The following is a 26,630-nucleotide window of genomic DNA, read 5'->3' as shown; positions in this document are numbered from 1 at the left end:
TTGCTGTTTAAATTTTCCTAAAAGGGTTAAGCCATGTTAGATAACAACATAAAAAATCAATTAAAAAGCCATTTTGAATCGCTTACTCAACCTGTTGAGCTGCTTATTGCCTTGGATGACAGCAAAAAATCAGCAGAAGTAGAAAGCTTAGCGAACGATTTAGCCTCACTGAGCGATAAATTTACGGTAATGAACAACCCAGATACAAGCGCGCGTCGCCCGTCAATGGTTGTACATTCACCTATTAAAAATACCCATATTACGTTTGCAGGCGTACCTATGGGCCACGAATTCACAAGTTTAGTGCTAGCACTTTTACATACTGGCGGACACGCAAGTAAAGCTAAAAGCGAAGACATTGAACAAATACAATCGCTCACTCAAGAACTCAGCTTTGAAGTATACATAAGTTTAAGTTGCCAAACGTGCCCGCAAGTAGTCCAAGCACTTAATACTATGGCAGCGACAAACAGCAATATTAAAGCGACCATGATTGATGGCGCATTATTTCAAAGTGAGGTAGAAGAGCGAAATATTTTAGCTGTACCGGCTGTGTATTTAAATGGCGAACCATTTAGCCAAGGTGCACTAAGCCTTACCGATATACTCAATAAAGTAGATAGCAAAGGGGCACAGCGCCAAGCTGAATCGCTAAGTAAAAAAGATAAATTTGATGTACTTGTAATTGGTGGCGGGCCTGCGGGCGCATCGGCTGCGATTTACTCAGCACGAAAAGGTTTAAATACAGGTATTGTTGCCGACAGATTTGGTGGACAAGTTGCAGATACATTAGCAATAGAAAACTTTATTTCGATTAAGGCGACTGAAGGGCCTAAATTGGTTGCTCAGCTTGAAGAGCACGTTAAAGAATACGATGTTGATGTAATGCATAATCAGCGTGCAGCGGCACTTGGTTATAACAATGGCTACGAAATTACACTAGAAAATGGCGCAGTACTTAAAGCTAAGTCGCTCGTACTTGCAACTGGTGCACGCTGGCGCGAAATGAACGTACCAGGGGAGCAAGAATATCGCGGCCATGGTGTGGCATATTGCCCACATTGTGATGGCCCTTTATTTAAAGGTAAACCTGTTGCCGTAATTGGCGGTGGTAATTCAGGTATAGAAGCAGCAATCGATTTAGCTAATATTGTGCAAAGTGTTACGGTACTTGAATTTGCAGACACACTACGTGCTGATGAAGTGCTTATTCGTAAAGCTAAAAGCATGGCTAATATTACCATTATCAAAAGTGCACAAACTACCGAAGTACTTGGTGATGGTAAAAAAGTAACTGGCTTAATGTACACAGATAGAGTTACAGGGGAGAGCAAAGAGCTTGAACTTGCCGGTATATTTGTACAAATAGGCTTAATACCAAATACTGAGTGGTTAAAAGACAGCGACCTTGAATTAAGTAAATTTGGTGAAATACTGATTGATGCTAAAGGCGCAACTTCATTACCAGGAATTTACGGCGCGGGGGATGCAACCAATACTCCGTTTAAACAAATTATTATTGCAATGGGCAGCGGTGCAACAGCAAGTTTAGGTGCATTTGATTATTTAATTCGTCACTCTGAAGAAGCTGATCAAAGTGCTGCTTAACATTATTTAATAAAAAATTTAGTAAAAACTCTCTTGATATAACAGCAAGGCTACACCCATAGCTGTTTGTTAACCCAAGCCGCCCTTCTCCAAAGGCGGCTTTTTTAATACTTAAGAATTAGCACACGATTTAATCGCACCCACCGCCAGAATCGCCGCCGCTACAATTTGTATGAGAATGCGATGAGTTACTGCTAGAGGAAACTGATGAGTCACTGCCAGTATAAGCTGATGATCCACGTGATGACTTAGCACTGATAAATGTAACTAACAGCAATACGCCTGATACGATAACTATTGTTATTGATGAGCTCCATTGCCCAGTGGAAACGCCTTTAAATACTGCAACAATAAGTACTGTTAGTAATATAGTTCTAATTATGTTTTTAATTTTATATCCTTATTTAACCAATCAGTTAGCTATAAAGGTTAGCTAACTTTAGCTGTATGCTCAAGCGCGTTAATAACCGCTTTTTCAAGTATGGGTAGTTTAAACGGTTTTGATATAAACATATCCATACCGGCTTGTTTGCAGGCAAGTTTGTCTTGTGATGAAGTATTAGCAGTTATAGCCACTATGTAGGTTTCTTCATGCGAGCAGATGTTTTCTGATCTAAGCTGCTTTGTTGCCTCAAATCCATCGAGTATGGGCATTATGCAGTCCATAAAAATAAGGTCATAATGCTTTTGGCGACATTTTAATACAGCATCTTGGCCATCAACTGCAGAGTCGGCTTTTATATTAAGTTTGCCTAAAGAAGCATGAAGTACCAACCTATTAATGTCGTTATCATCGACTACAAGCACTGATAGTTCACTGCCGTTGATATCTAACGTTGATTTAAGGCTTTCTTGTTTTTGTTCTGTCCCTTTCTCAATAGGAATATTTACTAAAAACGTAGTGCCTTTATTAGGTGTACTTTTTACCTTTATTTTTCCGCCCATATATTCAACAAGCTCTTTTACTATTGCAAGGCCAAGGCCTGTTCCACCTTTTGAATTCTTAGCATCTACTTCTTGAGAAAAAGGAGAAAATAGTGATTCTAAAAAGCCTTTACTCATTCCTCGGCCGGTATCAGACACTTCAATATTTAAAATTAGCTTATTTTTTATTTTAGAAAGGTTTGTGTTTAGTGTAACTGAACCATTCTCAGTAAATTTCAGCGCATTGCTTAGTAAGTTAGAGGTTATTTGGCTAAGGCGTGTGTTGTCGCTAAACGCCCAGCAGTTGTCATCAATTGTATTATTTACTTGTAGCGTTACATGCGTGTTTTTAAATAGAGGTGTATACAAAGAAGTTAAATCGGTAAAAATTGTTTTTAGTAAAAAGTCAGTAGGTTCAAGCTTTAGCTCACCATGATTAATTTTAGAAAAATCGAGAACTTCGTTAATTATACTGAGTAAAATATCGGCGCTTCTAAGTGCGATTTTAATTTTTTCGGCACGCACTTCTTCACTATGCTCGTCGACTAATGTTGTAAGCATACCTGTAATACCATTGAGTGGGGTTCTTAATTCGTGGCTGATTTTAGCAAATAGCATGCTTCTGTCTTCAAGTAGGCGCTCTGCTTGAGCTTGCTTTTGTTTAAGCTCTTCTCGTAGCATTACTGATTCGGTTACATCTTGGCAGGTGCCAAATAACCGCACGCATCGGCCTTCATCAAATTCGGCCTCACCAAAGGTAGCCACCCATAAGTGTTTATTTTTAGCGGTTACTACTTCTAGTTCTAAATTCCATTTTTTGCCTTTTTCTATGGCTAATTCTACCGCGCGAGTAATGCCTTCACGACTTGGGCCTTCTTTATAAAACTCGATTGCAGAATTCATTTGCGGTTGAAATTGTTCATCCACCTCATGTATGAGGTAGGTTTGCTCACTCCAGGTAATTTTATCGGAGATTAGATCAACTTCCCACGTGCCTATATTTGCAATGTGCTCTAACTTTAATAAAGTATTACTATTTTTTATGAGTTGTTCTTTAGCTTGGGTGCGAGCAAATTCCGATCCAAGCCATTGTGCAAATAATTCGATGTAGTCATAAGCATCATCGTTAAAAGCGAGGGAGTCTTTTGCGGATGAAAAGTTAACGGTGCCAAATATTTTATCACCAATTTTTATTGGCGCGCCAATATAAGACTCTAACTGAAAGTTTATATAACAGGGGTGGTTTGCAATTGCACTTTGAGATGCTTTATGAAAGGCAAGTGCAGAGCCAGCAGCGAGCGTATGTACGCAATAGGTGCCTTGTAATTCAAACACGGTACCGGGTAAAAGTGAGTTGTCAGGGGTTTTGGCATATAAAACGGTGTAGCTGTTTTTATCTACTTTACTAATAATACCTAGCTCAAGGTCAAATACTTCTAACCCAAACACTAAGAGCTTATTAATTTTATTTTCAAAATCAAGAGATTGATTAGAAACTATATCGTGAAAACATCGTAAAAAATTCAAAAGAAAACACCCCGTAAGCTTTTGTTCAATTTATATAATACATAGGCCAATTAGGGCATTGGTATTAGTTTAAAATCCAGTTTAGCAGTTTTAATTACTAATAACTAAAGTTGATACGTATTAAATTATATAACCTTATGTTTTTATGAACTAAGTTAGTGGTTTATTAATAGTGCTAGTTTATAGTGCAACATGCCGCCGAGCATATAATACTCAGCGGTATACTTTTAATACGTTGAATTTGGGGTATATTGCGGGTTGATATCGCCGCCTACTTCCTCTGGGTCAACATCGTTAATAAGCAGTGTTTCACGTACAGCTTCAATGTGATCAAGTACGCTTTGGTAGCGCTCGCCATATTCATACTTTGTTACTTCAATCGCTTTAGGCATGTAAGTAAAAGCTATTTTTAGGGCGTGGAGTGCTTCTTCGTTTATTTTTTCGCTCATAATATTCTCTTATGTGTAGGCTATAGCTAATAAAATAACACCAAATACGATTCGGTAAAGACCAAAACTAACAAAAGTGAAATTTTCTAGAAAGCGTATGAATAGTTTAATAGTAAAATAAGCGACTATAAAAGACGTTAAAAAACCCACAGCAAGGGCAGTTAGGTCATCTAAGCTAAACAGTTGGTAATGTTTAAGTAAGTCATATCCTGAGGCTGCTGCAAGTACAGGTAAACCAAGTAAAAATGAAAATTCAGCGCTGGCTTTTCGGTTTAAACCACACAGCATGGCACCAACAATAGAACTTCCAGCACGACTAGTCCCTGGAATTAACGCAAATACTTGTGCTACGCCAATCCAAAGAGCTTGTTTATAAGTAACTTGGGTTACATCGGTAGTTGTGCAGTGAGTCTCTTTATAATTGCGCTCTAATAGTAAAAAAATCACACCGCCTACAATAAACATAACACCTACTACTGGTACGCTAAACAGTGTTTTTATTACATCACTAAATATAAAACCAATAATACCCAAAGGAATAAATGCAATGGCAACTTTCACCCATAAATTGAAATGTTTAGGGCTAAACTTATCTTTATAGTTGGCTAGTACCGCTAAAATGGCGGCAAGTTGGATAATGACTTCGAAGGCGAGGTTAGCGTCTGTTGATTCAATGCCTAGCCACTTTGACGCTACAATTAAGTGCCCAGTTGATGATATGGGTAAAAATTCTGTTATACCTTCAATAATACCTAAAATAATCGCGTTAATTATATCCACGGTTTACTGCTTCCTGAAAAATTAAAAAGCCCGAACTCGGCTTAACTGAAATGACGCATTACTGCGTACCTAAATTGCGAGGCGTAGCATAAAAGCTCTTAAGGCAAACCAACAGTGTTATTAGACTTAATTTGTTTAATAAATTGCATTAAGCGATAAATGCACAATATAATAGTAATTGTTATCATTTGCATATGCTGTTTTGTATATGTTTGGGCAAATTTATTGAGCGAATAATGAATAATAAAAAAACGTTTACAGCTACACGGAGAAGGCACTTAATTGCGTGTGTTTTAGCGCTAGTTACAGCGGTAATAATGATTCCGGGTATGACAACCTATTTACCATTTCAAATGAATGAACAAATATTACTGCCTATTTTACTCTTTCCTGTTATTTGGACTGCGTTGTTTATTTATGCGTATTTGGCGCAAAAGGTATGGCAACCGTTTGTTGTAATGTTTGCACTGTGTGTATTACATGGTTTATTGAGTTTTTGGGCGTTAACGCAGGGGCAGGGATGAAGTCGATTACTTTAAAAAAGCTATTTTTATTACATAGCTGGGTAGGAATTATTACTGCTGTACTGCTATTTATTGTTGCATTTAGTGGGGCGTTAGCAGTGCTGTCGCGACCTGAGTTAAAAATATGGGCAAATCCAGAGCTACAATCTAGTCAACACGTTGCCAGCGCGCAAATTAATCGACTAGTAAACGAATACCATAAACAGGTGCCTAGTGAATTTGGTGAAAACATTCATGTGTTTTTACCAAGTGGACATAACTTTCATTTATTAACGTTGGTATTTGAATCCCACCATGGCGATGAAAACTATGACCAAGAGGTGGCCAGAGTATTTCAATTTCATCCCAATACATTGGCGCTGGAAAATACTTACTATGGTCCTAGTAAAGAATTTTACGCTAATAAAAAAACGGATGCGCCAACTTATATAGGTGAGTTTCATGCAGATTTGCATTTAGGGCGACCAATTGGGTTAATACTCACTGGTTTTTTAGGTTTAACACTTTTAGTAAGTGCAGTGACAGGCTTGTTTATTCATCGTAAATTGATAAAAGAGCTCTTTACGTTTAGGCGAGATAAAGGATTAGATATTGCAGTAAGCGATGCTCATAAGGTCATAGGTATTTGGGGCAGCGTATTTAATATTGTAATTGGTTTTACAGGATCATTTTTAGGGCTTGCGACCGTTATTTTATTACCAGCAGCTGCGTTTGTGAGCTTTGGTGGCGATCAAGATAAGTTAATAGAAACGTTTACCGCTATTCCTGAGCCGGTAGTTAGCCACATTAAGCAACCTACAAAAATAGACACTATTTTAGACAATGCTCATAGTCGTTACCCTGAAGCAATAATTAGGGATGTCACAATAATGGCGCATAACGATGCGAATGCGCAGGTGTATTTGCGTTTGTTAGGTGGCGAGGCTGTTGCTTCTCAATTACTGCATTATAAAGGCAATGGTGAGTTTGTGCAGTCGATGAGTAGTTTTGGTGATATTTCAGGTGTTTCGATAAAAGTAATTGAGTTGATGTTTCCGCTGCACTTTGGGAACTTTGCAGGGGTGTTTGTAAAATTACTTTGGGTATTGCTTGGCTTAAGTACTGCGCTTTTACCTATTTCGGGCATGATGATGTGGCTAGCAAAGCGTACACGTGGCAGTAGCCCGTCGCTGAGTGTGCAGGCATATGCACGCTGGAATCGTTTTATTATTGGTAGTTGTGGAGGCTTGGTATTAGCAAGCTTTGTGTTATTTCCTTTGCAAGTTGTACTTAATTATACCGTTATTGGTGTGGCGCAAAATAGCTTTTTTGGACCCGTGTTTTTTTATACGTGGTTGGCATGGTTACTCTTAAGTGTATTGCCTATAGGTTATAAAAACTATTTTAAGCTGACTCTTTTGCTATGCGGCGCTTCGCTTGCTTTGGTGCTGCCGCTCAATATTATATTTGGCGTGAGTAATGTTATTAACCTTAATAGCTCGCTTGTCGCGATAGTAGATATAAGTTTTATGGTGGTGGGTATCGCGTGTATTTTTGGTGCCTTAAAAATAAAAAACACACAAAAATTACAAGCAGAGGTACAACCCGCATGAACGAACTACTAATTATAATTGCCATGGTAAGTCTATTATTAATGATGCTTAATATACGCAAAAACACACTCACAATACCCACTAAAGCTTTTTTATGTACACTGCTATTTAGTTTAGCGCTGATATGCTTTATGAGTGTTTATGGTATTTTAGGCGGTGCAATATGCACCGTTGTAGGAGCTATGTTAGCAGGGTTACTAACTGCAGTTATTGCGGGTAAAGCGCCGCAATTATTAGGGTAAAAATGCAGTTATTTAGCTAAAAAGGCCTTAGCAGCATCAACTCCCATATTGTAACCACTATTAAGTATTTCAAACTTTTTAGTGGTTCGGCCAACTTTAAAATTAGCTGGTGGAGCAATAATATTGATTTTGCAGTCATTTGGTGGATTCATAATAAAATCGATAGACTTATTATAAAAATCAGCCCTATCTAAGGTCGCTTGAACTAATGCAGGATAGTTTTTATACATTTTTTTAGTAAGCCAAGGTGCCTTACTTGGTTTTTTACGATAGCCTAAACATTGAGACAAAATAACGGTGATTTCGCGTGCACCCATTTCGTAAGCTTTTATAACCGGAATTGAATCAGCAACACCGCCATCGGTCATCGCTATGTCATTAATAATAGGGTAGTCACGATATGCAATGGGTATAGCGCATGATGCTTTTAATTGATGCACCATATCGGCGCTGGTGGCTTTTAAATAGTGTGCTTTGCCTGATTCGATTGCCGTAGATACAATATAAAACTCTTGTGGAGTTTGTTCGAATACCTCTGTATGAAGGCGTATTTCGCGAATTGTTTCTTGCCATAACCAATCTAAATCAAATAAATGACCACCTTTAATAAAGCGCGCTAAATTAATAAATTCAGGACGGCATGAATAGTCGGTAATCACTTTATAATTTCGCATCGGTTGTTTGCATAAAAATGCGGCTATATTAGTTGCTCCGGCTGAAACACCAAAATAGCGTTCAAATGGCTGGTATTGCTGTTTTAAAAACTCATCAAGCACACCAGCGGCAAATATACCGCGCATTGCACCGCCTTCAACGACGAGTGTGTTTTTATTATTGTTGTTCATGGCCAATCCTTTTTATGAAATTTGATGTTATCAACTCAGTCTAAAAAATGCGATAGAGATTACTGAAGATGATAAAAAATTAAAGCCGGGTACACATCGCGAAACTCACTGCTTTCTGGTAAGGTTTAGTATTACAAGGCTTTGTTAATAATAAAGAATAACTACTTATGTTTGATCCTAGCGTAACCATTTTTGAAAGCACACAGAGTCAGCTTGCAGAAAGTCCTCTTTGGCATCCTATGCTGAACACTTTTTTTTGGGTCGATATAAATAAAAAATTACTTTTAAGCAAAAATATACACAGCGAAAGCCAACTAAAAACCGTGAATATGCCCGATACGCTCAGTGCAATAGCGTGGATTGATGAGCAGCACTTATTGCTAGGGACAAGTACTGGTATATACAAATACCATATTAATTCAAGCACTCGCCATCTTATCCTTAGTATTGAAAATACACAGCTAAATCGACGTTCAAACGACGGCCGTGCTGATCCATGGGGTGGCTTTTGGTTAAGTACAATGGATGTAAATGCTAAAAAAGGGGATGGTATAATATACCGTTATTATAAAAACCAGCTTAAAGCCGTTGTAAGTGGTTTGAGTATCCCAAATGGATTGTGTTTTGATAAGTCCCGTTTACGCGGTTATTACTGCGACTCTTTAACTAGTTGCATTTATGTATTAGATTTGGATGAGAAAACTGGTGAGCCTTGCGCTGAGCCACGTGTTTTTTATCAATTTAATAATACTGATGTTGACCCCGATGGCTGCGTAACCGATAAATTAGGCAATTTGTGGCTAGCTGTTTGGGGAATGGGATGTGTTATGTGTTTATCCCCAAGCGGTGAGCTAATTAAAACAATAGAGCTTTGTGCATTAAAACCGACGTGCACCGCCTTCGGTGGTGAAAATGCTGAGTTGCTACTTGTAACATCGGCATTTGATGAAGCGATTAATAATACTGTTGGTGAACAAGGCGCTGTATTTCAGATCTCCGGTATAAAAAAAGGGCAGTTTGAGCCGCCCGTTTTACTGTAACTTGTAATTTTCAGTGATGATTAGCTTTTAGGCGTAACCCACATAATACCACTTCTTTTTTAGTTACTAAAACCTCAGTACTGGCGATAATTGGTTGCTCACTTTCAACGCCTTACTTAGCTTACTACGCGTAAATCACTGAGTAGTTGTATTGTTTATAATTTCAGGTGTATGGATTATCACTACAGCAAACTTTAAACCACTAAAACTCACTGCAGTGAGCCACCTTAGTCGGTTTTTAAAAACTAGCTATTTTATTTCTACCTGTTTCTTTTGCGTTATAAAGGGCTATGTCGGCGTTAGTTATAACCTCTTTGGGTTTTGTTTTGTGATTGGGTATGAAACTATAAAACCCAATGCTTAAAGTGAGGTATTTACTGACAGTTGAAAAGTTATGTTCAATTGCGAGTTCTGCGATTTTTTCCTGAATAAGAACAGCAAACCTTTGACAGTGTTCTGTGTCGACTGCAGGTAAAACTATCGCAAATTCTTCACCCCCGAAACGAGCTGCTAGATCACCTTCGCGTTTACAAATATTGTGTAGCGCTTTGGCCACTCGCTTTAGCACTTCATCGCCAAGCTGATGCCCATAGTTATCGTTATAACGCTTAAAAAAATCAATATCACACATAATTAAACTAATGGGTTCCTTATTACGTGCACAGCGCTTAATTTCGCATTTTAAAGTCTGATCAAAACAGCGTCTATTAGCAATGTTTGTAAGGCCATCAGTATTGACTTGTTTATTGAGTTTTTGGTTGGCGTTAATGAGTTGCTGCTGAGTTTGTTGAAGCTCTTGCTTATAATTTAAATTTTTGAAAGCATTAGCAAGCATTTCACCTACTAACCTTAGGCGAATAAGGTCTAAATCTGTCCAATCTCGCTTTTGAACAACACAATCACAGCCAATAAAGCCAACCAGTTCTTTGTCATAACGTAATCCAATGCAAAGTACCGATTTTATTTCTTGTCGCTGGAAAATCGTTTTTTCGCTCATTGCTTGAATGGGGAGCAACGTTACATCATTCACTCTGAATAAGTGGGTACGGGCCATCGAACTAAAAAAATAAGGGAGGTCGCTTTTTAAAAGGTTTTGTAAGTCGTCTTTAAAAGCTTTGATACCATCATTGACCCATTCGTGAGTGTTATTAATAGTTTTACCATCATCGGAAAACTTAAAAAGATAACTCCTATCGGCATTGCAAACCGTACCGACTGCTTTTAATGCATAGTTGATATGCTTATCAACATCGTCATTTTGAATATCAATTAAGTCAGTTGAGATGTTCGATATAATATTATCAAAATCATATTGTTCATCCACGTTGTTATTTAATATATCGATAATAATAATGGAGTTTGAATTAGGTAAATTTGCAAATTTTACGTTGAGTAGCAATTTGGATGATTGTTTCGATAAAATAAACTGGCATTGGTTATTTGCCGTAAAATAATCAAAGAATAGCTCCTCGATCAACAGATTTTTTTTACTGTGATGATTGGTTAAAGTGATGTGTGAAAAATCAGTTTTATAAAAATGTGATTGGTCTTTTAAGTCAAACAAGTCCTGTGCCTGGCTGTTAACTTTAAATATATCTTCATTTGCATCATAAAGTAATACACAAAACGGCAATAACTCCAAGTTTTGCCATGCTTCTTCTGATAGGTTATTACTCACTCAACTCTCCATGTGTCCAAGCCATAATTAAATTCTTTTTCTTTACTAACTATTAGCACATTTTTTTTGATTTACTAAGTTTTTAGTGCGTTTGCGGGCAGTACGTATTATAATTGATACTGTATATCATTACCCATTTCTACTCTAAGCCATCTTTGGCTTATTTGCACTTTAAGTATAGGTTATTCAAGCATTTCATGACAGAAATCACTACACACCAAGCTTCTCGTCGTCGGTTACTCATTGCGCTAGCAATTACGTGTTCGTTTATGGTAATTCAGGTTATAGGTGCTTATTATTCTAATTCGCTTGCTGTTCTTGCTGATGCGGGGCATTTGTTTGTTCACAATAGCTCGTTATTCATCGCACTGATAGCATCAAGTCTCGCTATTCATTTTGCCAAAACCTATAACGATGGCCATCAACGAGCAGAGCTTTTTGGTGGCCTAGTGAACGGGTTTTTATACCTAGCAATCAGTTTAATTATTTTGTATGAAGGTGGTGAGCGCTATATACACCAACATGAAGGAAATGAGCTGGCTATCAATAGTTATTTAATGTCGGTTATTGCTGCTATTGGTTTTTTATTTCATGGGGCTGCTGCATGGGTTTTATATAAAGGCCGCAAAGCGAGTATTAATGTGTACGCGGTATTTTTACACTCATTCTTTGATCTGATTTCTACCGTATCGACATTTGTTGCCGGTATTCTTATATATTTCACAGGCTGGGTTGTAATCGATATTTTATCGAGTATGTTAATTGCTTCTTTCGTATTATTCACCGGTATTAAGGTCATAATTAGTTGTATAAAAGGTTTACGCCTAAATAAAGCGAAACTTCCTAAAGTTACTGATATTGAAAGTAAAATTACAGATATGGAACATGTTCATAATGTCCATAACGTCACTGTAACGCGCAAGTATAATGGTATTGTAGTAGGCGCACACGTTGTCCTTAAACAACATTGTACGATTGAAAAACATGATGAAGCGTGTCGTATGAAGGTAGAGCAATTATTAGCCGAAAAATTTAATGTACGTAATAGTGTATTACAAATCGAAAGCCATGAATGCCATCATATCCATTAATAGCATCTAATTAATATAAAAGCGTGTAATAATGATTAGCACGCTTTTAATGTTTCAAATCAAATCAAATCAAATCAAATCAAATCAAATCTAATCAAATCAATGATATTGCTAAAACAATCGCTTTTACGTAAGTCTTTAGCATTCATTGGTTTTGCAAAGTAATAACCCTGTAATACATGGCAGCCAACCTCGGCTAAAAAGAGCATCTGTTCGCGCGTTTCTACTCCTTCTGCAATGCAGTATAGATCTAAGTTTTCTGCCAATGAAAAAATAGTTTTAATAATTGATTCATCTCCCTTATCTATACCAATACTATTTACAAAGCTTTGATCTATCTTAATAACATTAATAGGGAATTGGCTTAAGTAGGTGAGTGATGAGTATCCTGTACCAAAATCGTCAAGCAGTAATTTAAACCCAGCAGCTTTTAGGTTTTGCAGCTGTTTGGCTGCTTTAAGCTTATCTTCTAATAAAATACTCTCTGTTATTTCGAGCCTTAATTGTCTTGGATGAACTTGAGAGTCCGCTAATATAGCCATTAACCGCTGTGTTATGTTTGTTTTTAAAATGTGTTTAGGCGATAAGTTTAAAGATATATAAAACAACGGGTTTTCGCTGAGTATAGGTGCAAGTTCAATTAGTGAACGGTGCAAGGCTTGCTCAGTAAGAAGTTCTATTAAACCGGTTTCCTCAGCTACAGGAATAAAAAGAGCTGGAGATATTAACTGGCCTTCATTTTTCCAGCGCATGAGTAACTCCACGCCATTTATTGTTTTCTCTTCTATGTCGATAATAGGCTGGTAGTGATTAAAAAATCGGTTGTCTTTTACTGCATCTTTTAAATCATTTTCAAGCAGTAATTTTTGTTTTATTAGCTCATTCATTTCATCGCTAAAAAACTTAAAGTCGTTTCTCCCGCCTTGCTTAGCGTGCATCATTGCAACATCGGCATTACGGATGAGTATATCTGTGGTTATAGCATCGAATGGGTACAGAGCTACGCCAATACTTGCTGAAATATTAATAGAGAAGTCTTCAATAATTACTTTATTAGCTAATTCATTACTAATTTTTCTTACGGTATCGCGAAGAGATTGGAGTGATTTTATATTTTGAATCAGCACTAAAAATTCATCACCACTTTGGCGGCCAAGTATAGCGTCCTCGCTAAGCATGCCGCTTACTCTTTGGGTGATATTACATAAAAGCTTGTCACCTACTGCATGACCAAAAGAGTCATTAACAGGTTTGAACTTATCTAAATCAATAAATAATAATGCGCATTGGGTATTGTTTTTATCGGCATATTTAATCGCCTTTTCAATGTTTTGATACATTAAACTACGATTAGGTAGATGTGTTAGAGGGTCAAAATTAGCCAAATAGCGCAGTTCGTTTTCAGCACGTTTTTGTTCAGTTAAATCTGTAATAACAATCACATAGTAACTTGCAGTGTCTTTTGTTACAGCTGTGGCACTTATATGTATTGGGTGTTCGTTATTTCTTGCTGTTCTTATATAAACATCACTTTGCCAGTTTTCAGTTGGTTTTAATTTTTTTAAAATACTAGCAAACTCTCTGCACTTATCTTTACCAATTGCTTTAATAAACAATTTAGGGCTAATTTGGGTGGCCGTTTGCTCGTTTGAAAATGTTTCAATAAAACTATTGTTCGCAGAAAATGGCATTAAACGCTTATCGAGTATAAGTAACCAATCGTTTATTTGGCTAAACGCTTCACCTAAAATTTTTGCTTGTTGCTCATTAGCTCGTTGCTCGGTGATATTGGTATATATGCCAGAAACATATAGCGGCTCATTTGTTTGAGGATCGTATATAACTTGCCCTGTATCTTGATACCAGAGCCAATGGCCATTTTTATGCTGTAAACGGTAAGTTGCTTGCCAGTTTTGTTGTTTTTTGTACTTGAAGTAGTTTTCCCATTGGTTTTCAAAACGACGTCGATCGTCTGGGTGTATAATCGCTAAAAATTGATCTATATGCACGCGTTCAGGTAAGTCTGTATAGCCTAATTCACTTCCTCTGAGCGTATTTACGGAAGCGTCTTTAAAGTTATAATCCCATACGCCGCTTTTATTATTTTTAAGCGCGAGTTCTGTTTGCTTTTGCGAATGAATAGTCGCTCTATGGGCTTGTTCAATTGCTACTCGGCGGCTGCGATACTGCCAAAAAATAAAAAATAACACCCCAAGAATTAAAATAATGTAGGTGGCTATAGCAATGGGCGATTTCCAAGGAGCATACGCCACGTTGATATTAAGTGTTGTAGGCTCGCTTGTAATAATACCATCACGATTATGTGCTGATATTTTTAGTGAGTAATTACCAGGTTGAAGCTTTGTGAAAAACACTTGATTAGATTGTAAATCTTCATATGTAAGAGACGTAGGCCCTGAAAGGATTACTTTATAATATGCTTTATCAATATTAGGGTAAGAGAAGTTAGAAAAGCTAACCGTCAATCCCATGTCTTCATAATTTAATTCAAGTGGTTTGCTAAGGTATTTATGAGGGTTGTAATTGAGTTCCCTAGTAAGGAGGCTAATATCAGTAATGGCTAGATTACTTTTTTGTAGTTGTTCTTTTTCATTAAAGTCTATCGGGTCAAGAAGTAAGGCTCCAGCATTGCTACCGAATATAAGCCTGCCATCGCTTAGTGTTGCTGCCGCTATTGGTGTAAATTGGTTTATATTCAAACCGTCTTTTACTGAAAAACTCACTACATTGAGAGTATCTAGGTCTATTTGATACAGACCATTGTCGGTACTTGCCCATAAAAAGCCGTTTTTATCGGGAAGTAGTGAATAGATAGAATCAGTATTAAACGAATTTTTTAATCCTATATAGTGCTTTCTTTCATAAGTAACGGGGTCAACGCCGAGCAAACCTTCGTGAGTGGTTGCTAACCATAAAATGTTTCGTTTTGAGTCTAAGTAAAAGTTTTCTACAGTGTAAAAAATATCTTCTTTAGGATTAAAAGACTGAAATATAGTCGTTAAAGTTTTCGTTTTTTCGTTGTACCTAAGGAAGCTTTTTGATGTGCCAAGTACAAACTCTTCAGGATGTGTGTCGAGGTGTTTATAAAAAGCGTAAGAAAATAAAGGATCGACTTGCTCTTTGAGCCCCTTAATAATTCTTGTTTTTCCTGTTGTTTCATTAAAAACATAAAAATTATCATTCGACATAAATGCATATGTGTCTGCAGATAACTGGGCAAAGCCAAATAAGTTGGATTGGTTAATTACATTTTTTTCTGTGTCTTTATTTTCAATAATTTTACCCGTTTGTTTATCAAACAGTTTAAAACCATCGAAAGTAACAAGCCAAAGGAATTGATTATCACCAATTGAAGACGCAAAAATATCATAAACGGCAGATGCCCCGTATATTGCTTTTGAGTCGGTTGAGCTCAGATATACATCACTTTTATTTGTTGTTTTGTCGTACCGTGCAATTCCATCTTCTGTTCCTAACCAAATAATATTATTTTTGTCTTGGTAGGTGGCATGAATAGTATTGTTACCGGGTAAAGTAATGTGTTTAAACCGTCGGGTTATAATTGGCCATGTAAACACGCCCTGGGTTCTAGATGCGAGCCAAAGTACGCCGGACTTATCAACCATTAGATCGTTTATTGAGTTTTCATTAATATTAAACTTACTTTTTTCATAATTTAATACGAATTCTAGTTCTTTGGTTTCGCGGTGATAACTGAACAATCCACTTTCGGTTGCTACAAACTCCCCGTAAACAGTATTGGCATAATCCCATATATTATAATCAGGGATTAAAGTTGTAATATTTGCTGCAGATATATTTTTGGTATTATCGAATGCTAATTGATACATGCCTTCAACAGTACCAACAAGTAATCCTAATTCATTATCAATACTTAAGAATTTGACGTTTACATTATCTATCGTATTTTTTTCAGGGGGATGAAGAGGTATTTTTACAAGTTCTGAATTATCTATATTTGCAGTGTATAAACCATCATTTGTACCAATATATAAAGTGTTTTTATATATTGTTAATGACCGAATGTAGTCACCTTTATTTGGTAGGGTTAGCTTAAATGTAAAGTGTTTACTCGTCTCATCAAATGTATATATTTGAGCATCTATGGCGAAATAAAAAGTGTTTTGTTGCTGAGTCATTGCAGAGATCGGAGAGAACATTTTTTGTTCTTTATCTATTTGACCAGAATAGATTTTTTCGGTTTTTAAAGTGAGGGGATCTATTATATAGGCACCAGAAAGATCTGTTGAGACAATGATTTTTCCGTCTTCGGCTTTAAATAATGCATAAATATAGTGTTTATCCAGGCCAAAGCCGCCACTAAAAGTTTTTACATTATATCCATCAAAACGATTTAAACCCTGTTGGGTTGCTATCCAAATATAACCAATATCATCCTCTTGAGTCTGCAAAACGTAACTTTGCGATAGGCCTTCGTCAGTAGAAATTCGTTGTAATTGCTGAGCATAGTTTTGTGATGCAAAAGTGCTTTGGATGCATAGTAAAAAAGTAATGGTGATATGAAAAAAAAATTTGCTCAAACGCACTTATAAACACTCTCAGTGGAAGATAGGATGATGCTTAGCTAGATAGTAAATATAGCATAAGTTTTTATTTTTTAATTACAAATAATATACATAACGCTAAAAGTTCTATTTTTAAATAGTGAGCTACTCTATACAGATAATAGTAAATGCTTATAAGGAGAGTATAGTGCTTTTCTCTAATATTGATGCAAAAAACAGCGTGTTATTAGTTATAGACTTACAAGAGTTGCTTGCTCCTGCAATTAAAGATTTTCCGAATATTTTAAAAAGCACATTGCAGTTAGCTCAAGCGGGTATTATTCATGGCGTTCCATGTTTAGTAACGGAGCAATATGTGAAAGGTTTGGGCGAGACTAATCAGCAAATTAAAAATACGTTACCTAATGCCACGTATTTTCATAAAACGTACTTTAGTGCGTGTGCAGAGCCTGGTTTTGTTGATACGTTAAAAAACCATGGTAAAAAGCAAGTTGTTGTTGTGGGAACTGAAGCACATGTGTGTGTTTTACAAACATGCTTAGATTTAATAGAAAATGACTTTGAAGTTATTATTGTTTACGACGGAGTTGGTTCGAGAAACCCACAACATAAAAATTTGGCGATTGAGCAGCTACGTCAAGCTGGAGCTGTAATTTCATGCGCTGAAATAGTAATTTTTCAATGGACAAAAAAAGCTGCTACGCCTACGTTTAAGAAAATACTGCCTATAATTAAGTAGACCGCATGCATGTAATGTAAATAAAATGCATTGCTTTGATGTGTCGTTAGTTAATTATTGTGTTAAGTAAACTGAAATTCGTTTATATACGTATATTGCAGACTGCTTTATAAAACAACAATGCAAACAACAATTTTAAGGTTCTTATGTCTAGTATTGGCCGGTTATTTACAATTATTTTCAGTCTTTTGTTTGTCGAGTCTATTGCTATAGGCTTGTATTTCGACACATTAGCGCAGGCTTTTATGATAGGTTTGCCATTGTGTTTATTACCTATATGGCTTTTAAAAACACAAGGTGATAGCCCTATTATCCCCCATGTGGTAGCTGCCGCCATAATGATGTTTTCTTTTTTGCACATACAACAAACTTTTGGGCTGATTGAAGTCCATTTTGAAATATTTATTTTAATGCCCATGTTAATTGTTTTTGTACAGTGGCGAGTGTTTATTACCGCTATTATTTTTGTAGCGGTACATCATTTATCTTTTTATTATTTACAAACTCAAAATACGGGTTTTTACGTATTTGACCCTGATAGACTCGCTTTTACTACGGTGCTAATTCATGCTGGATACGCAATAGTTGAAGTATTAGTTGCAGGCTATATTGCAAAAACGCTGCAACGGGAACGTCGTGCGGGCTTATCTTTAAGTTATGCGACAGAACAAATAATGAAAGATCCTGAAAACATTAAACTCTCTCTTCGCGCGGATGACACTAAAAGCGAAGCTGTAGCAGGATTTAACACATTACTAGATTACTTATCTGATGTTATTAAACAGGTACAAACACAATCAGAATCATTGCAAAAAAACTCACAAGAGCTTATTGATGTACACGATCAGTTAGCGAGTGGTGCGGTTCAACGCACACAACAAACCGATGATATTGCTAATTCTGGCGCTCAAGTTGCCAATGGCTTTAAACTTGTAGAAGAAGAAAGTGAGGTGCTTAAGCGCCAAGTTGACCATATTACACAATCTGCAGGTGATGCATTAAAAGAAGTGCTTCAAACAGACGCTAAAAGTAGAGAGTTGTTAACACTGCTTAATCATACCGAAGAAAAAATAAATCACTTAGTGGCAGCTGGCGATGTTATTTCAGGGCTTCTTAATGAAATATCAGGCATTGCTGAGCAAACAAACCTACTTGCTTTAAATGCAGCTATTGAAGCTGCCCGCGCAGGCGAACACGGTCGAGGTTTTGCTGTTGTTGCTGATGAGGTAAGATCTTTGGCTAACCACAGTAAAGCAACAACAGATAAAATTAGTCTTACATTAAAAGATCTTGTTAATAATAGTAAAACGTCAACGCAATCAATGAGTCAGTGTGTGAGTTTTGTAGTTGATTTAACAAGTATTAGTGCTGCAATGAAAGAAAATATTTCAGCAATGAGCGAGCAAATAGCCGCAGTATCTTCAAGCTCTGACTCAGTTGCACAAGTTGTAGCGGAGCAGGCAGGTAATACCGAGTTAATAGCAAGCAGTACTGATACTATGCGCCAAAATCAGTACCAAGATACGCAAATAGTGCAGCAGTTAACCGCTAAGGTGCAGTTAATCGATGTAAGTATTGATGTATTAGAGCAAAGCATTGCCAAGTTTAAATAAATCTAACTCTTTTGTATTTTCGCTTATAGCTATATGGCTTGTTTGTGTTGTTGCAGGTTTAGTTTATTTTCAGTTAGAGCAACTTAAACCGTTTGATAGCTCAAAAGTTTTATTGCAAAAGCACTGGTTTAATAACTTTAAAAAGCAATTGGACTGGGTTGACACTAATGAAGCGTCGTTAGTGCTTATAACTGAAAAAAATTGCGGGTGCACCATACAGGCTAAACCACATATTTCATCGTTAAGCTCTTTTGCTGCCAATAAAGCTATGAAGGTTGTACAAGTTGAATTAACACCAAAGCTTAAACACGTTATTCCGGCAACGCCTGCCGCCGTTATTATTAATAAAAACGGTGAGTTTGTTTATGCCGGTCCGCTCTCTGAAGGATTAGCGTGTGCCCAAGGAAGTGGCTTTGTTGAAACTGCGGTCACTAATTTAGCTGCAGGTTTTAATTCCAACCTTTTAATTACGCAAACCAAGGGGTGTTACTGTGTAAACAATGCATAAATAACGTGCAGAAAAAATTAAAGCTCGCACTTGAATTAACAGGTTCGAGCTTTAATATTGATTAAATTGTAACTAAGCCATAAATACCTAATGACACAAACACACAAGCAGCAATAGCACGTACGGTGTTTAGAGATATTCTTTTTAGTAATGCATTACCAGCATATATAACAGGCACGTTAGCAATTAGCATACCTAAAGTGGTTCCTACCGTTACCCAAAACACAGACTGATATTGTGCGCCTAGCAACACTGTCGCTATTTGTGTTTTATCACCAATTTCTGCAATAAAAAATAATACAAAAGCGACTAAAAAAGCCCCGTAGCTATCGTATTTATTACTTACATCTTCGTCTTTGTCTGGAACTAATAGCCAAAGGCCAACAATAATAAAGCTGATGTTTACAAGCCAAGGTAAATATTCAGAAGAAAAACTATTACTTAACCACTGCCCAAACCACGCTGATAGGCCATGATTGAGTAAAGTTGCGGCTAAAATACCAAGAATAAGTGCGCTTTTATTACGAAAACGGGCAGCTAACAGGAGTGATAAAAGCTGGGTTTTATCGCCAATTTCGGCAAGTGTAACAGTGACGGTTGAGGTTAAAAAAACTTCCATTATTGATTCTTACAGGCGGGAATACTAAACCAAGGCAAACAACTATCTCCCGCCATGAGGATAGTGTCTACCTAGGTCTCGCCGATAACGCTTGCTACAACATTACAAACTTACCATGCACATGAGGTGCAATTATGTTGATAAGTTTACTCATTACTGAGCGGGCTACTCCCCTAAGAGGCGGCCATTATTCCATAACTTTACTTTTAGGTAAATATAGTTAAGAGAACAAATACCATATTCTAATAAATAATTTATATTTATTAGTGAGGAGGCTATTGATAACAATTGTCGTTTAGATTAGTATGCACCTATTGAATGTAATTAACACGGTTTGTATTGATGTATATTTGTCTTTGTCACGGTGTGACTGATAAAAAAATTGAGCAAACAATTGACGATGGTGCAACGACCATGCGTGAATTAACCAAAGAGCTTAAAGTAGGCAGCCAATGCGGTAAGTGTTGTGGTTGTACTAAAAAGATCCTTAATCGCAGACTTATTCAAATTGCGGATGTAACGGATCAAGTTGCTTAATTACATATAAAATTTAGATATAAAAAAAGCAGCTTTTTAGCTGCTTTTTTTATGCTTGTTACTATTTACAGTTGAGACTGTAAGTAGTTTTTGATACCCGTATTTTTAATAAGTAATTGTTGGGTTTCTAACCAATCAATTTGCTCTTCTTGTTCATTTAAAATGTGATCAAGGGCTTCACGGGTAATGTAATCTTTTTTACTTTCAGCCAGTTTAACGGCGCTTCGTAACTCGTCAATAGTATCGAGTTCAAAACTCATGTTAGCAGCAATCATTTCTTCGCTGTTTTCACCAATACGTAATCGGCCTAGGTCTTGAAGATTTGGTAAGCCTTCTAAAAACAAAATACGTTCAATTAAACGATCAGCGTTTTTCATTTTTTGAATTGATACTTTGTAGTCTGCTTTATCAAGCTGTGTAAAGCCAAAATCTTTAAACATACGTGCATGTAAAAAGTATTGGTTAATACCAACAAGCTCATTAGCGAGTACTTTATTAAGCGCTGCAATAACGTCTTTATCGCCTTTCATAATATGCTCCTACTAAGCCATTTGTGCTTGATGATAATTTTCAGAACCAATTTTATCAATTAGACCAAGTTGTTGCTCTAACCAGTAAACATGATCTTCTTCGGTATCAAATAACAGCTTTTCTAAAATGCTACGAGATTGATAATCTTGTTGTTCTTCACATATTGCGATTACGTCTTTAACACACGCAACTACTTCAAGCTCTAGTGTTAAATCGTTTTGCATCATGCTTTTTACATCGTTACCGATAAGTAAATCACGGCGCTTAGTCATATTTGGTACACCTTCTAAAAACAAGATGCGCTTAATAAGCCAGTCTGCGTGATCTTTTTCTTCTTCCATTTCGTGGTTAAGGCGCTCGTATAGTTTGTTTAAACCCCAGTCGTCATACATGCGCGAGTGTATAAAATACTGATCGATTGCTGCTAATTCGTTAGCTAACAATGTATTAAACGCATCGATTACTTTTTGATTACCTTTCATGATAAATCGCCTCAACTATTTCAATTGTATGCAGTGTAGTACATATAGCCTATATTGCAAGTTTTCTCTATAAAAATCATTGCGTTACTATTGGTTTTGATTCTTATTTAAGTTTGCGTTACTGCTTGGTTTATGGACAGTTTTTTATTTGTATTAGTATCTGAGAATGATTACTAGAGGTATTTATAAACAATAAGTAGAGATACTGCTTTTCATATTATCTTTTTAAATAAATAGGCATGCTGATGCCTATTTATTGAGTCTATCACTAATTAAAACTGGTATTTAGCACCCAGCGTTGCGGTTGTGCCTAATCCTTTAATGTTATATCCACCGTAGGTGTAAGCCTGTGCGCGGGCAGGGTAGTAATCACTATTAAATAGGTTTTCTATTCCAAAATACCCACTCCACCTGGCGTTAACATTGTATTGGCCACTTAAGTTGAATGTGTTGTAGCTGCTAACAGGGCCCTGATCGCCAGAGTATTGGCCTTGCGCATTTTTATCAAAACGCTTTCTGTCGCCTACATATAAAAAGCTCATTGCAAGCGATAGCTCGTCATTTGTTTGCCACGTTAAATTAGCAGTGGCTTTCGGTGGGCTAATTTGGCTTGCGCCTAGGTAGTCATCAGCTTCGGTGTTTTTTCCTTCTACGTAACTATATGTGGCGCTTAATTTAAGGTCTTGGTTAATAGTATAATTAACTAACCCTTCGTAACCCCATATTTCTTGTGGTGCACGTACGGGTTCGTAAACACCTGTTACTTCATTATACTCATTACTTGTACCAAGCTCTGAGGTACTTCTGTAAAGAGCAAATTCAAAACGTACGTTTTCAAACTGTGAGGTAAAACCAATTTCGTAATTGTCGATTATTGAGGCTTGTGTTTGAACAAGTGCAATATCGTCAACGGTTGCAGCGCGAAGTAGGCGACCAATATCAGAAATATCAGAGCCCTGTGAATAACTAAAAAATGGGCTGAATGCATCTGTTAAATTGTATTTTATGCCTGCATTATACGTTGTAGCGTCATAGTTTATGGTATCACCACGCACATTTAATGGTACTGAACATTGAGATACGGTTTTGCAAAGTTTTAGCGTTTGGTAGTCACTTACACTCAAATCAATGCTTTCGTTTCTTACACCCGCTTTTACAATAATATCGTCGTTTATTACCCATTTAGTTTGTAAAAAGCCAGCCACACTTTCCATGTCCATTTCGGGCACCCACACACGGCCATCTACTAAAGGTTGCGATGTTTTATCATTTAAGGCATCAATACCGTAGATTAGAGTGGCTGTTAGGTTTTCAAAATCAAACTGGCTATTAAATGTAGCTCTTGCACCTTGCTTGTCTGATTTAATAACCGATTGACCACCGCTATAACCTTCATCAAGATTGGCTAAAGCGGTTGAGAAAAAGAATACGTTTTCTATATTTTGTTTATACAGATCGAGGGTCATTTGTGTGTTTTCAAACAACGCGTAATCAACATATTTTAGGGTTATATTTTTGTTGCCTTCTGGGCCTTGCGGTTTACCTTGTTTTTGAAGCGCTAATGGGACGTGTATAGCGTATGTTTTTTCCCCTATATTGCCATCGCCAGTAACATCGCCTAAATCAGTTTTTTGCTGTGAGCTGTAAAAGTTATAGCTGAACTGCAGTTGCTTTTCGTCGTCAAAATCATAAGTTAGTTTGGTAAAATAGTTTTGAGTTTCAGAGTCTGATAAACCATATTGCAAGCCTAAAATATCGCCCTGTGCATCGCGTTGTACGCCGTTTTCTTCATAGCTTGCCGTTAACAGGTAGCTTAGTTGGTTGAGCTTACCGTTTACTGCGGCTGATACTCTACCGCCACCACTTTCTGCTAATTTAACAGCGCTAAAGCGGCTTGAAATACTTATTTCGCCTTCCGGTTTACCATCACTACGCGCTTGTTTTGTTATGTAGTTAATAATGCCACCTGAGGCACCATTACCATAAATAGACGTTGCGCCTTTTATGACTTCAATGCGCGCTATTGCGCTGGCGTCTAACGTTTTTACGCCTAAAGAACCATTACGAAGAGGGGTTGATTGCGGTACGCCATCAATCATTATTAATGGCGCACGGCCGCGTAGTGTTTGTCCTGAATTACTTGAACTGCCTGTATCTGGGGCAAGGCCAGGAACCATTTTCGCGAGTAAACTTCCCAATTCTGAGCTTACTTTTAAATGCTGTTGTATTTGTTGCTGATTAATAACGGTGATCGAGGCTGGTACTTCGTCAATGCTTTCTGATATACGGCTGCCTGAAACAATGACATGCTCAAATTGATCAGAATTGTATTCATTTTTATTATTTTCATTTGCTAACGTGTTAGTACTTATTGCAACAGCGATAAGGCAAAGCGAAGTTTTTAACATGGGGTGTCTTAGTTGATAACAATTTACGTAATGGTAATCATTATCAACTAATGACACAAGTGTTAATGAGATTTATTTCCATTTATGGCGTTTTAACCAGAAATACACACCGCTTACAATAAAAAATGCGAGTGAAAGGGCTATTAATAACCATAAAAACTGCACGATAGGACCTGCAAAATCACCAATGTGAAACTTATATTTGAAGTTCCATGCTTGTGTTGTGAAGTTTGTTTTACTGGCGTCAAATGAGTTTAATACTTTACCCGTAAATGGGTTAGTCCAAACCCAGCTGTAAGCGTGGCTTTCGCCAGGGTTTTGCATTCTCAGTGCAATTGCTTCGTCATCCTTTTTAGGTAAGTAAACTCTATATAATTTACCGTCTGGAAATACGTTCTCTGCATTTTTAATTGCTTCATTGTAGTTTAAAGTAGCTTGAGAAGGGGTTATTACTTTTGGTGCTTTAGGTCTTTGTTCTACTTTATTAAACGTCACAAATTCTAATACAGATTGAGTTTGTGTTTTCCAGTTAAATGCCATACCAGTAAATGCAATCAGCATAAGCGGTATAAAAAAGTAAACACCAAGCACTGTATGTAATTGATACATGAGCACTCTAAATTTGGCTTTTGGTTTTATAGCTAAACGTTTAACTCTGTTTTTGGGCTTTACCCATAAGTAAAAGCCCAGTAATACATTTATTAAAAGTAGCAATGCACACACCGACATCCAATTTCGAAAGGTTTTCTCACCTTTACTGTTTTCAAACAACAGCCAACGATGTAATCCCATAGCAAACCCATAAATCGTATCGGTTGATTCATAGATGTTTAGTACACTCCCTGAGTAAGGGTTAACACTGGCGTAGTGTTTATTGGCTAACCGAAATTGCCATGCTGCGTTTGGCGCTTGTTCGGGCATAAAAAAGGTGATTTTTTGCTTAGTTTGAGCTTGTACATTTTGTATAAGTTCATCGTAATGCATTAAGTTTTTTTGGGGTGTTACTTGCCATTTCTCAGGCTCTATTAGGTGCTGTATGTCTTTTGCATAAATCATAACAGCACCGGTTAGGCTCACTATTAATAAAAATAGTCCGCTAATTAGGGCAAGGCCTAAATGAATTCTACGTAACCAAAGTTTCAAAAACGGTATCTCATTATGAGTTAATGACAATATTGTAAATGATAATACGAGCTGTTTTCAATTAAATAGTTATGTATTTGGTTTAGCTTGTTATTAAGAGCATTAAATTGGGCTTTAATTTGCGATTGGTCGGATTTCTATTATGCAATTTTCAATATTAAAATTGTCGTGTAAAAAGCTTTTTACTGCTGGCAAATTAATTAAGTGCTGGGTGCCAATAATAAGCTCACAATAATTTTCTTTATCATCTAGTTGCCAAAGCTTAATACTAACTACCGATTCGATATTAAATTCATTACTAATAGCACGTGATATTGCATCTGTATCAATATTGCTAGGCGCTGCTTGCATTAAAATTTTGCAGCTTTGCTTTAATAGTAAAATGCCATGATAAATTACATAAAGAGAAATAAGCACAGTGGCAATTAAGTCAACGATATACCACTGGTATAAAATAATTAAGGTGCCCGCAATAATAACAACAATAGATGCCATTGCATCTGATACGTTATGAATAAAGGCCGCTTTTATATTTATACTGTGATTTGCGCCAGCTCGGTAGGTTAAATATGCGGTTGCTAAATCAATAATCAATGCTATTGCTGCCACCCACACAACTATCCAGCCATTAATTGGTTGAGGGTTTAAATAGCTCGAAATGGCTTCAAAAATTAAATACACACCAATTAATATCAATGTACCGCTATTAAAAAGTGTGGCAAGTATTTCAGCGCGTTTATAGCCAAAATGATGAGTGGTGTCAGCAGGTTTATTACCAATTTTACGTGCAACGAGCGCGATAAATATAGCGGCAGCATCACTTAAATTATGAAGTGCATCGGCTATAAGTGACAAACTGCCCGAAAATACCCCGCCAATAACTTGGGCTACGGTTAGCAATACATTAATAACCACAGCGACGGTTAGCTGTTTATCGCTCTGGTTTTCGTCTACATGACTATGTGAGTGATCGTGCGCCATAATGACCTCAAATGTATTAATTGAATATTGCTTATATCATGGCTGGTTTAAAACCGCTACAGATGTGGTAGCGTCAATAAATCTAATTATAAGTTAGTAATAAAGGCGTATATTTTAAAAAGTGTGAATTTAATATTGTAACGCTAAACACCCATTTTTTAAGGAGTTTACCGCTCAAAACTTGCGTCTTTATATATTTAG

Annotated in this window: 22 protein-coding genes; 10 read left to right on the top strand and 12 right to left on the bottom strand. The window is 36.8% G+C overall.

What is annotated here, in order from left to right; genetic code table 11:
* The first annotated feature begins 33 nt into the window (after positions 1-33).
* The gene (gene ahpF / locus GQR47_RS00640) at positions 34-1,608 is read left to right on the top strand and encodes an alkyl hydroperoxide reductase subunit F (RefSeq protein ID WP_165723376.1); all 1,575 of its coding nucleotides are present in this window, start codon (positions 34-36) and stop codon (positions 1,606-1,608) included.
* Positions 1,609-2,037: 429 nt separating this feature from the next.
* Here ahpF and GQR47_RS00635 read toward each other — a convergent pair whose 3' ends face one another.
* The 3 genes from GQR47_RS00635 to GQR47_RS00625 all read right to left on the bottom strand — a co-directional run bounded on the left by GQR47_RS00635 (position 2,038) and on the right by GQR47_RS00625 (position 5,288).
* Positions 2,038-4,059, bottom strand: a complete 2,022-nt coding sequence (locus GQR47_RS00635) for an ATP-binding protein (RefSeq protein WP_024605668.1) — start codon at positions 4,057-4,059, stop codon at positions 2,038-2,040.
* Between the two features lie 227 nt (positions 4,060-4,286).
* Positions 4,287-4,508, bottom strand: a complete 222-nt coding sequence (locus GQR47_RS00630) for a hypothetical protein (protein ID WP_007581825.1) — start codon at positions 4,506-4,508, stop codon at positions 4,287-4,289.
* Positions 4,509-4,517: 9 nt separating this feature from the next.
* Positions 4,518-5,288 carry an undecaprenyl-diphosphate phosphatase gene (locus tag GQR47_RS00625; RefSeq protein WP_165723375.1) on the bottom strand — a complete coding sequence of 257 codons (771 nt, stop codon included), beginning with the start codon at positions 5,286-5,288 and terminating at the stop codon, positions 4,518-4,520.
* Positions 5,289-5,524: 236 nt separating this feature from the next.
* On the opposite strand from GQR47_RS00625, the gene GQR47_RS00620 reads away from it, so the two are divergent.
* The 3 genes from GQR47_RS00620 to GQR47_RS00610 are packed head-to-tail and all read left to right on the top strand — an operon-like array spanning position 5,525 to position 7,646.
* The gene (locus GQR47_RS00620) at positions 5,525-5,812 is read left to right on the top strand and encodes a hypothetical protein (RefSeq protein WP_165723374.1); all 288 of its coding nucleotides are present in this window, start codon (positions 5,525-5,527) and stop codon (positions 5,810-5,812) included.
* Positions 5,809-7,404 carry a PepSY-associated TM helix domain-containing protein gene (locus tag GQR47_RS00615; RefSeq protein WP_182753073.1) on the top strand — a complete coding sequence of 532 codons (1,596 nt, stop codon included), beginning with the start codon at positions 5,809-5,811 and terminating at the stop codon, positions 7,402-7,404. Before GQR47_RS00620 ends, GQR47_RS00615 begins: the two co-directional genes overlap by 4 nt.
* Positions 7,401-7,646 carry a hypothetical protein gene (locus tag GQR47_RS00610; protein ID WP_165723373.1) on the top strand — a complete coding sequence of 82 codons (246 nt, stop codon included), beginning with the start codon at positions 7,401-7,403 and terminating at the stop codon, positions 7,644-7,646. Before GQR47_RS00615 ends, GQR47_RS00610 begins: the two co-directional genes overlap by 4 nt.
* An 8-nt stretch (positions 7,647-7,654) precedes the next feature.
* Here GQR47_RS00610 and GQR47_RS00605 read toward each other — a convergent pair whose 3' ends face one another.
* Entirely contained in the window at positions 7,655-8,491 is an 837-nt protein-coding gene (locus tag GQR47_RS00605; protein ID WP_165723372.1) for a patatin family protein, read from the bottom strand.
* A 167-nt stretch (positions 8,492-8,658) separates the two neighbouring features.
* On the opposite strand from GQR47_RS00605, the gene GQR47_RS00600 reads away from it, so the two are divergent.
* Complete coding sequence (locus GQR47_RS00600) at positions 8,659-9,531, top strand: SMP-30/gluconolactonase/LRE family protein (protein ID WP_165723371.1); 873 nt, start codon at positions 8,659-8,661, stop codon at positions 9,529-9,531.
* A gap of 238 nt (positions 9,532-9,769) precedes the next feature.
* Here GQR47_RS00600 and GQR47_RS00595 read toward each other — a convergent pair whose 3' ends face one another.
* Positions 9,770-11,209 (bottom strand): diguanylate cyclase, encoded by a 1,440-nt coding sequence (locus GQR47_RS00595; protein ID WP_165723370.1) that lies wholly within the window; start codon positions 11,207-11,209, stop codon positions 9,770-9,772.
* A 197-nt stretch (positions 11,210-11,406) separates the two neighbouring features.
* Here GQR47_RS00595 and GQR47_RS00590 point away from each other — a divergent pair, with 197 nt between their 5' ends.
* Positions 11,407-12,300, top strand: a complete 894-nt coding sequence (locus GQR47_RS00590) for a cation diffusion facilitator family transporter (RefSeq protein ID WP_002960617.1) — start codon at positions 11,407-11,409, stop codon at positions 12,298-12,300.
* Positions 12,301-12,374: 74 nt separating this feature from the next.
* Here the strand turns inward: GQR47_RS00590 and GQR47_RS00585 are convergent, their stop codons facing one another.
* Positions 12,375-16,889, bottom strand: a complete 4,515-nt coding sequence (locus GQR47_RS00585) for an EAL domain-containing protein (RefSeq protein ID WP_165723369.1) — start codon at positions 16,887-16,889, stop codon at positions 12,375-12,377.
* A 166-nt stretch (positions 16,890-17,055) separates the two neighbouring features.
* Here GQR47_RS00585 and GQR47_RS00580 point away from each other — a divergent pair, with 166 nt between their 5' ends.
* The 3 genes from GQR47_RS00580 (at position 17,056) to GQR47_RS00570 (ending at position 19,728) form a co-directional block, all read left to right on the top strand.
* Positions 17,056-17,607 (top strand): isochorismatase family protein, encoded by a 552-nt coding sequence (locus GQR47_RS00580; RefSeq protein WP_165723368.1) that lies wholly within the window; start codon positions 17,056-17,058, stop codon positions 17,605-17,607.
* Positions 17,608-17,753: 146 nt separating this feature from the next.
* On the top strand, positions 17,754-19,220 hold the full coding sequence (locus tag GQR47_RS00575; protein WP_165723367.1) for a methyl-accepting chemotaxis protein: 1,467 nt from the start codon (positions 17,754-17,756) through the stop codon (positions 19,218-19,220).
* Entirely contained in the window at positions 19,204-19,728 is a 525-nt protein-coding gene (locus tag GQR47_RS00570) for a DUF6436 domain-containing protein (RefSeq protein WP_024608847.1), read from the top strand. Before GQR47_RS00575 ends, GQR47_RS00570 begins: the two co-directional genes overlap by 17 nt.
* A gap of 61 nt (positions 19,729-19,789) precedes the next feature.
* Here the strand turns inward: GQR47_RS00570 and GQR47_RS00565 are convergent, their stop codons facing one another.
* Complete coding sequence (locus tag GQR47_RS00565; protein ID WP_165723366.1) at positions 19,790-20,347, bottom strand: TMEM165/GDT1 family protein; 558 nt, start codon at positions 20,345-20,347, stop codon at positions 19,790-19,792.
* 342 nt (positions 20,348-20,689) lie between these two features.
* On the opposite strand from GQR47_RS00565, the gene GQR47_RS00560 reads away from it, so the two are divergent.
* Positions 20,690-20,884, top strand: coding sequence for a (2Fe-2S)-binding protein (locus tag GQR47_RS00560; protein WP_002960627.1), 195 nt, complete (start codon positions 20,690-20,692; stop codon positions 20,882-20,884).
* Between the two features lie 65 nt (positions 20,885-20,949).
* Here GQR47_RS00560 and bfr (GQR47_RS00555) read toward each other — a convergent pair whose 3' ends face one another.
* From bfr (GQR47_RS00555) to GQR47_RS00535, 5 genes are all read right to left on the bottom strand, one after another.
* Positions 20,950-21,414 (bottom strand): bacterioferritin, encoded by a 465-nt coding sequence (gene bfr, locus GQR47_RS00555; RefSeq protein ID WP_002958984.1) that lies wholly within the window; start codon positions 21,412-21,414, stop codon positions 20,950-20,952.
* A gap of 12 nt (positions 21,415-21,426) precedes the next feature.
* Entirely contained in the window at positions 21,427-21,897 is a 471-nt protein-coding gene (gene bfr, locus GQR47_RS00550; protein WP_002958985.1) for a bacterioferritin, read from the bottom strand.
* Between the two features lie 272 nt (positions 21,898-22,169).
* Positions 22,170-24,305 carry a TonB-dependent receptor gene (locus GQR47_RS00545; RefSeq protein WP_154902938.1) on the bottom strand — a complete coding sequence of 712 codons (2,136 nt, stop codon included), beginning with the start codon at positions 24,303-24,305 and terminating at the stop codon, positions 22,170-22,172.
* 72 nt (positions 24,306-24,377) lie between these two features.
* Complete coding sequence (locus tag GQR47_RS00540) at positions 24,378-25,448, bottom strand: PepSY-associated TM helix domain-containing protein (protein ID WP_154902937.1); 1,071 nt, start codon at positions 25,446-25,448, stop codon at positions 24,378-24,380.
* A gap of 114 nt (positions 25,449-25,562) precedes the next feature.
* Complete coding sequence (locus tag GQR47_RS00535; RefSeq protein WP_154902936.1) at positions 25,563-26,429, bottom strand: cation diffusion facilitator family transporter; 867 nt, start codon at positions 26,427-26,429, stop codon at positions 25,563-25,565.
* Positions 26,430-26,630: the final 201 nt, after the last annotated feature.

Source organism: Pseudoalteromonas sp. Z1A2 (assembly GCF_011378755.1).
GTDB lineage: Bacteria > Pseudomonadota > Gammaproteobacteria > Enterobacterales > Alteromonadaceae > Pseudoalteromonas > Pseudoalteromonas distincta.
The sequence above is the reverse complement of the archived record's forward strand: the minus strand, read 5'-3'. Positions and strand labels throughout refer to the sequence as shown.